Genomic DNA, 6000 nt, shown 5'->3' on the forward strand with positions numbered 1-6000 from the left:
CCCGAGACGCAGCCGAATTGTTTGGAGCGAAGCGGAAAAAAACCAAACCAATTTATGAGTACATCAAGCGTAAAAACCAATTGGGCGCAATTTATTCCCTTAGTAACTGTTTTCTTCTTTTGGGGATTTGTTGCCGCCAGTAATGACATTTTAATTCCAGTTTTCAGAAAAGCATTTGATTTAACCCAAGGGCAAAGTCAGTTGGTTTCAGTTGCTTTCTATGTTGCTTATACAGTAGGTTCTATAATTTATATGATTATTTCGTATTTGACAAAAGGCGATTTAATCAATAGAATTGGGTATAAAAACTCATTAGCTTTAGGATTAGTGATTTCGGCTTTGGGAACATTATTGTTTTACCCGGCAGCAAACATGCATTCATTTCCTTTAATGTTATCAGGATTGTTTACTGTGGCTTTAGGATTTTCTTTGCAACAAACGGTAGCCAACCCATTAGCCATTGCATTAGGACCTATAAAAACAGGTTCGCAACGATTAACATTAGCGGGCGGAATCAACAATTTGGGAACTACAATTGGACCACTAATTGTGAGTTTTGCAATCTTTGGAGCAGCGACTTCTACCAATACTGAAATGAGTATTGAAAGTGTGAAAACGCCTTATTTAGTTTTAGGTGCAGCTTTCTTAATAGTGGCTGTTATGCTCAAAATGTCTTCAATTCCGGATAAACCTGAAGCTGTTGTTGAAGATCATAATAAGGAACAAAGCAGCAGAACTTCGGCACTTCAATTCCCACAATTGATTTTAGGAATGATTGGAATCTTTGTTTATGTTGGAGTAGAAGTTTCTACGGCCAGTAACTTACCCGCTTATATGGAAGGTGATTTAGGCTTTCACACTAAAGATATTGCGCCATTTATTTCTTTATACTGGGCGAGTTTAATGATTGGTCGTTGGACAGGAGCGGTTGAAGCTTTTACAGATAATATGAATACACAAAAGTTCTTACGCTTTCTGGCACCTTATTTAGCTTTTGGAGTTTTCCTTGCAGTAAATAAATTCATGGACCACGATTTATCTCACTTCTATATTTATGCTTTAATCATTTTGGTGTTGATAGTAGCAGATATGGCAAGCAAAGGAAATCCGGCAAGAATGTTATTGATTTTCTCCATATTAGGAATTGGCGCTTTACTAGTCGGAATGGCAACAACAGGAATGGCGAGCGTTTATGCCTTTACTTCGGTTGGGTTATTCTGTAGTACACTTTGGCCATGTATATTTACTTTAGCGATAAGCGGATTAGGAAAACACACCAGTCAGGGAAGCAGTTTCTTAATCATGATGATTATGGGTGGTGGGATTGTGAGCTGGTTGCAAGGTTATATTGCTGATATGAGTAATATTCATGTTAGTTATATTGTTGGCGTTTTTTGTTTTGCTTACTTAGCTTTCTATGCATGGAAAGTGAGTGGTATATTAAAAAGTCAAGGTATCGATTTTGATAAGAAAGTTAGTAGTGGACACTAATCCTTTAATTATATAAAATCAAAAACCCCGCATCGTCTTTCAACTTTGCGGGATTTTTTCATCAAAACCTAACCAATCAATCTAACTATTTTTAACTTATTTTTTATCTTCAATTTTAGCTTTTGAGCCATCATTTTTATAGAAGTAATAATCGTCATCATTATTATTGTTTGACGCAGTATAATTGTTATCGTCATAATGATTGTTATTATTGAAAGCATATCCAGAGTTGCTGTAACCTTTAATATTTCCAATAGTATCAACTATTTCACCTCTTCTGTTGTACACAATTCGCATTCCACCAATTTGGGCTAATGCAGTTCTGTTATATTTCATATAAACAGTTCCAATACGGCTTACCCTATCTCTGCTGTCATAATTGATAAACGTGTTACCAACTCTTCTTACTCTACCAAAACTATCATGCTCTATTCGAGTACCATAATTCATTTGTTTTCTTGCTTGAGTATTTCCTCTTTTTCCAGCGGTTTTGTAAAAATAATCGCCTTCGCTGTCTTGTGGACGAGTGTTAAAATCAAATTCTCCATTTGGAAAAACGAAAAACTCAATGCCTCTTTCCATAAATGATATTGGCTCATCAAAGCTAAATCTCATTCTATTTTCTTCATCAGATTTTTTGATTTCTGATGCATTCGCTACACTTCCAACTAGAAAAATGCTAGCTACTAAAAGGGTAATTTTTTTCATGATAATTGTAATTTGAGTTTTTTGCTTACTCTTTCGATTTTCAGCTTCTTCGAACAATTTTATTGTTGATTACGACATTTCAATTGGTGTGCCAAAACGCTGAATTGAATTCTTAAGGTTTGATTAATATAAATTAACTAACATATATTCAATTAGTTAATAATTATATTACTGCCAATGTCTTCAAATTAAATTGCATTGACAATTGCGAATCACTCTATTTTTTAGTACATTTGTTGCCGATTTACAATCCGAAATAAATAATTATTTATTATATCTTCAATGAAAAACCTACTACTTTCATTTTTCTTATTAATGCTAACTTCTAATAGTTTTGGACAGGTATATGTTCCTTACTATGGTTCTGTTGTTGAGCAATGTTCACAAGCAAATATTACCAATAACCTGACAACCTTTGAATCCTTAGGATTAAAAAGAAGAGGTACAACTTCTTTGCAAAATACTTTTGACTGGTTAAAAAACAAATACCAGGAATTCGGTTATTCAGCAAATCAAATTCAGGAGGATTCATATACGTATACAGGCTCAACAGCCATTTGCAAAAACCTTATTGTTACCAAAATCGGTACAGTTTATCCAAATACTTATGTGATTGTTTGTGGTCATTATGATTCTATTGGTGGTACAGGAACAAATGATAATGGAAGCGGTTTAGTTTGTATTTTGGAAACTGCGCGATTATTGCAAAATATCCCAACAGAATATTCTATAAAATTCATCAATTTCAGCGGTGAAGAAGACGGCTTAAAAGGAAGTCAGCATTTTGTTTCTTCAGTAGTAAATGGAACTACTCCAAAAATGGACATTCGTTTGGTTTTAAATTTAGACGAAGTCGGAGGCGTTGCCGGTTTGACCAATGATACAATTACTTGCGAAAGAGATACTAATAATAATCCATCTACAAACAACGTACAATCAAGTATTATCACTGACGAATTGATTACATGTGTTGGATTGTATTCTCCATTAAACACGCATTTATCTTATACTTACGCTTCGGATTATATGTCATTTCAAAGTAATAATGAGATCATAACAGGGCTTTTTGAAACACACGAAACATCACATAAACATACTAATACGGATTTGTTAATCTATATGGATCCGGTTTATAATTATAATGTTGCTAAAGCTACAATTGGTGCGACAATGCATTTTGCCGTGGCTGACACATCTGCTTTGGGAAACGGTAACTTTCAGAATGATAACCAAGTGAGTTTTTATCCAAGTCCGGCAAAAGACACTTTGAATATTAATCTGGGAACTATAACTGAAACAAAATATAACTTTACCATGATTAATATGGAGGGAAAAGAAGTATTCAAAAAACAAGTTGAAAATGCACATTTGATTGAATCGATTCCTTTAGAAGGTTTGTCAAAAGGGGTTTACTTAGCAGTTCTGCAAACAGCAACTAAAAAAATTACTAAAAAGATTATTGTAGAATAATCAATCTGATATAAACAAAAAGTCCTCTCGTTCTAAAATGAGAGGACTTTTTGTTTTATAGTTTATCCTTAAGATAATGACCGGTAACGGATTTTTTATTTTTTACAATTTCTTCAGGTGTCCCAACGGCTAGAAGCTGCCCGCCATTTTCGCCACCTTCCGGGCCTAAATCAATAATCCAGTCGGCACATTTTATTAAGTCGAGATTGTGTTCAATGACAATAATAGAATGTCCTTTTTCAATTAATGCATCAAATGAAGCCAATAGTTTCTTGATGTCGTGAAAATGTAAACCAGTCGTTGGTTCATCAAAGACAAACAATGCTTTTTCTTTCGTAACTCCTTTTACTAAAAACGAAGCTAGTTTTATACGTTGCGCTTCACCACCGGAAAGGGTAGAAGAGGATTGCCCCAGTTGTACATAACCCAAACCAACATCTTGTAATGGTTGCAGTTTTTGAGTGATTTTTGTTTGTTTGTTTTCTGCAAAAAAGGCAATAGCATCATCAATTGTCATCGTTAATATGTCATCAATGTTTTTGCCTTCAAAGGCTACTTCCAGGACTTCTTTTTTGAAACGTTTGCCATTACAAGTTTCACAAGGCAAAGAGACATCAGCCATGAAAACCATTTCTACATTTATTGAACCTTCTCCTTTGCAGGTTTCACATCGGCCGCCATCAACATTGAATGAAAAATGCTTGGCCTGATAACCACGAACTTTGGAAAGTTTCTCTTTAGCATATAATTCCCGAATATCATCGTATGCTTTGATATAAGTCACAGGATTCGAACGCGAACTTCTTCCAATCGGATTTTGGTCTACATATTCAATATGTCTTATATGTGAAAAACTTCCGGATAGCTCTGTAAATTGTCCGGCCTTGTCTCCAATGCCTTCTAATTTTTTCTGCATGGCTGGAAATAAAATTTTCTTTACCAACGTACTTTTTCCGCTACCTGAAACTCCGGTAATTACAGTCAAACATTCTAAAGGAAAAGCTACATCTACGTTTTGAAGATTGTTTTCGCGTGCGCCTTTTATTTCAATAAAGTTATTGGATTTTCTGCGTTTATTTGGCACCGAAATTTCTAATTCACCATTAAGATATTTAGCTGTTAAAGAATCGGCTTTTAGGATTTCTTCAAAAGTTCCTTCGGCAACTAGTTCACCACCAAATGTTCCGGCTTCCGGGCCGATATCAATAATCCTATCGGCAGCTTTCATAATATCTTCGTCGTGCTCAACAACAATAACCGTATTGCCTAAATTACGTAGGTCTTTCAAAACTTTAATCAAGCGCTCTGTGTCTTTTGGGTGTAAACCAATACTTGGCTCATCGAGAATATACATCGAACCAACCAAACTACTTCCGAGTGAAGTTGCCAAATTGATTCGCTGCGATTCACCACCAGAAAGTGTTGCTGAATTTCGATTCAATGTCAAATAATCCAAACCAACATCGCTTAAAAATGCTAATCGGTTATTAATTTCTAAAAGCAATCGTTTGGCTACTTTTAGATCGTATTCTGAAAGTTTCAATTCATTGAAAAAAGGAATTAATCGTTTTATAGACATATCAACCAATTCCGAAATAGTTTTTCCACCTACCGAAATATAGTTAGCTTCTTTGCGTAAACGTTTGCCTTTACAGGTCGTACATTTGGTTTTACCACGATAGCGCGACAACATCACACGATTCTGGATTTTATAATTTTTGGCTTCTAATTCAGTAAAGAAATCGTCCAATCCTGTGAAATAACTATTTCCTTTCCAAATTAAATCTTTTTGAGCGTCAGTTAATTCGAAATAAGGCTTGTGTATTGGAAAATCAAATTTATAAGCGCTGTTTACTAACTGGTCGCGATACCAACCCATGCTTTCACCACGCCATGGAAATATTGCATTTTCAAAAACAGAAAGCGCTGTATTTGGAATAACCAATTCTTCGTCAATACCAATTATATTGCCATAACCTTCGCAGGTTGGACATGCACCGTAAGGATTATTAAAGCTAAAAAGATGAATGTTTGGTTCCAAAAAAGTAATGCCATCAAGTTCAAAATTAGAACTAAAGGTCAAACGCTTATTGGTCTCCAAATCCTGAAGATAACAAATTCCTTTGCCTTCAAAAAAAGCAGTTTGTGTTGCATCGGCCAAACGGTTAAAAAATTCTTCTTCCTCTTTAACTACAATTCTATCGATAATTAATAAGATGTCTTTATTGTCTAAAGAATGTTGGTCGATTTCATCTAAACGCACCATTTCATTGTTGACCAAAATACGTGCAAAACCCTGTTGCAATAATACTTTTAGCTTATCTTCCAATT

At 34.8% G+C, this 6000-nt stretch carries 4 protein-coding genes; 2 read left to right on the forward strand and 2 right to left on the reverse strand.

What is annotated here, in order from left to right; all coding sequences use genetic code 11:
* Positions 1–54: 54 nt before the first annotated feature.
* Positions 55–1491 (forward strand): MFS transporter, encoded by a 1437-nt coding sequence (locus ABIQ27_RS01280; RefSeq protein WP_348031309.1) that lies wholly within the window; start codon positions 55–57, stop codon positions 1489–1491.
* Between the two features lie 96 nt (positions 1492–1587).
* Here the strand turns inward: ABIQ27_RS01280 and ABIQ27_RS01285 are convergent, their stop codons facing one another.
* Positions 1588–2199, reverse strand: coding sequence for a hypothetical protein (locus ABIQ27_RS01285; RefSeq protein WP_348031311.1), 612 nt, complete (start codon positions 2197–2199; stop codon positions 1588–1590).
* Between the two features lie 282 nt (positions 2200–2481).
* On the opposite strand from ABIQ27_RS01285, the gene ABIQ27_RS01290 reads away from it, so the two are divergent.
* The gene (locus ABIQ27_RS01290; RefSeq protein ID WP_348031313.1) at positions 2482–3669 is read left to right on the forward strand and encodes a M28 family peptidase; all 1188 of its coding nucleotides are present in this window, start codon (positions 2482–2484) and stop codon (positions 3667–3669) included.
* Between the two features lie 55 nt (positions 3670–3724).
* Here ABIQ27_RS01290 and uvrA read toward each other — a convergent pair.
* A partial coding sequence (gene uvrA / locus ABIQ27_RS01295) for an excinuclease ABC subunit UvrA (RefSeq protein WP_348031315.1) occupies positions 3725–6000 on the reverse strand: 2276 nt, incomplete at its 5' end.

Source organism: Flavobacterium sp., from assembly GCF_039916025.1.
In the GTDB taxonomy this organism is placed as follows: Bacteria; Bacteroidota; Bacteroidia; order Flavobacteriales; family Flavobacteriaceae; genus Flavobacterium.

Bases quoted from the DNA above. Each gene is read 5' to 3' on its own strand.
- ABIQ27_RS01280 (WP_348031309.1), top strand. From the start codon at position 55: ATGAGTACATCAAGCGTAAAAACCAATTGGGCGCAATTTATTCCCTTA.
- ABIQ27_RS01290 (WP_348031313.1), top strand. From the start codon at position 2,482: ATGAAAAACCTACTACTTTCATTTTTCTTATTAATGCTAACTTCTAAT.
- ABIQ27_RS01285 (WP_348031311.1), bottom strand. From the start codon at position 2,199: ATGAAAAAAATTACCCTTTTAGTAGCTAGCATTTTTCTAGTTGGAAGT.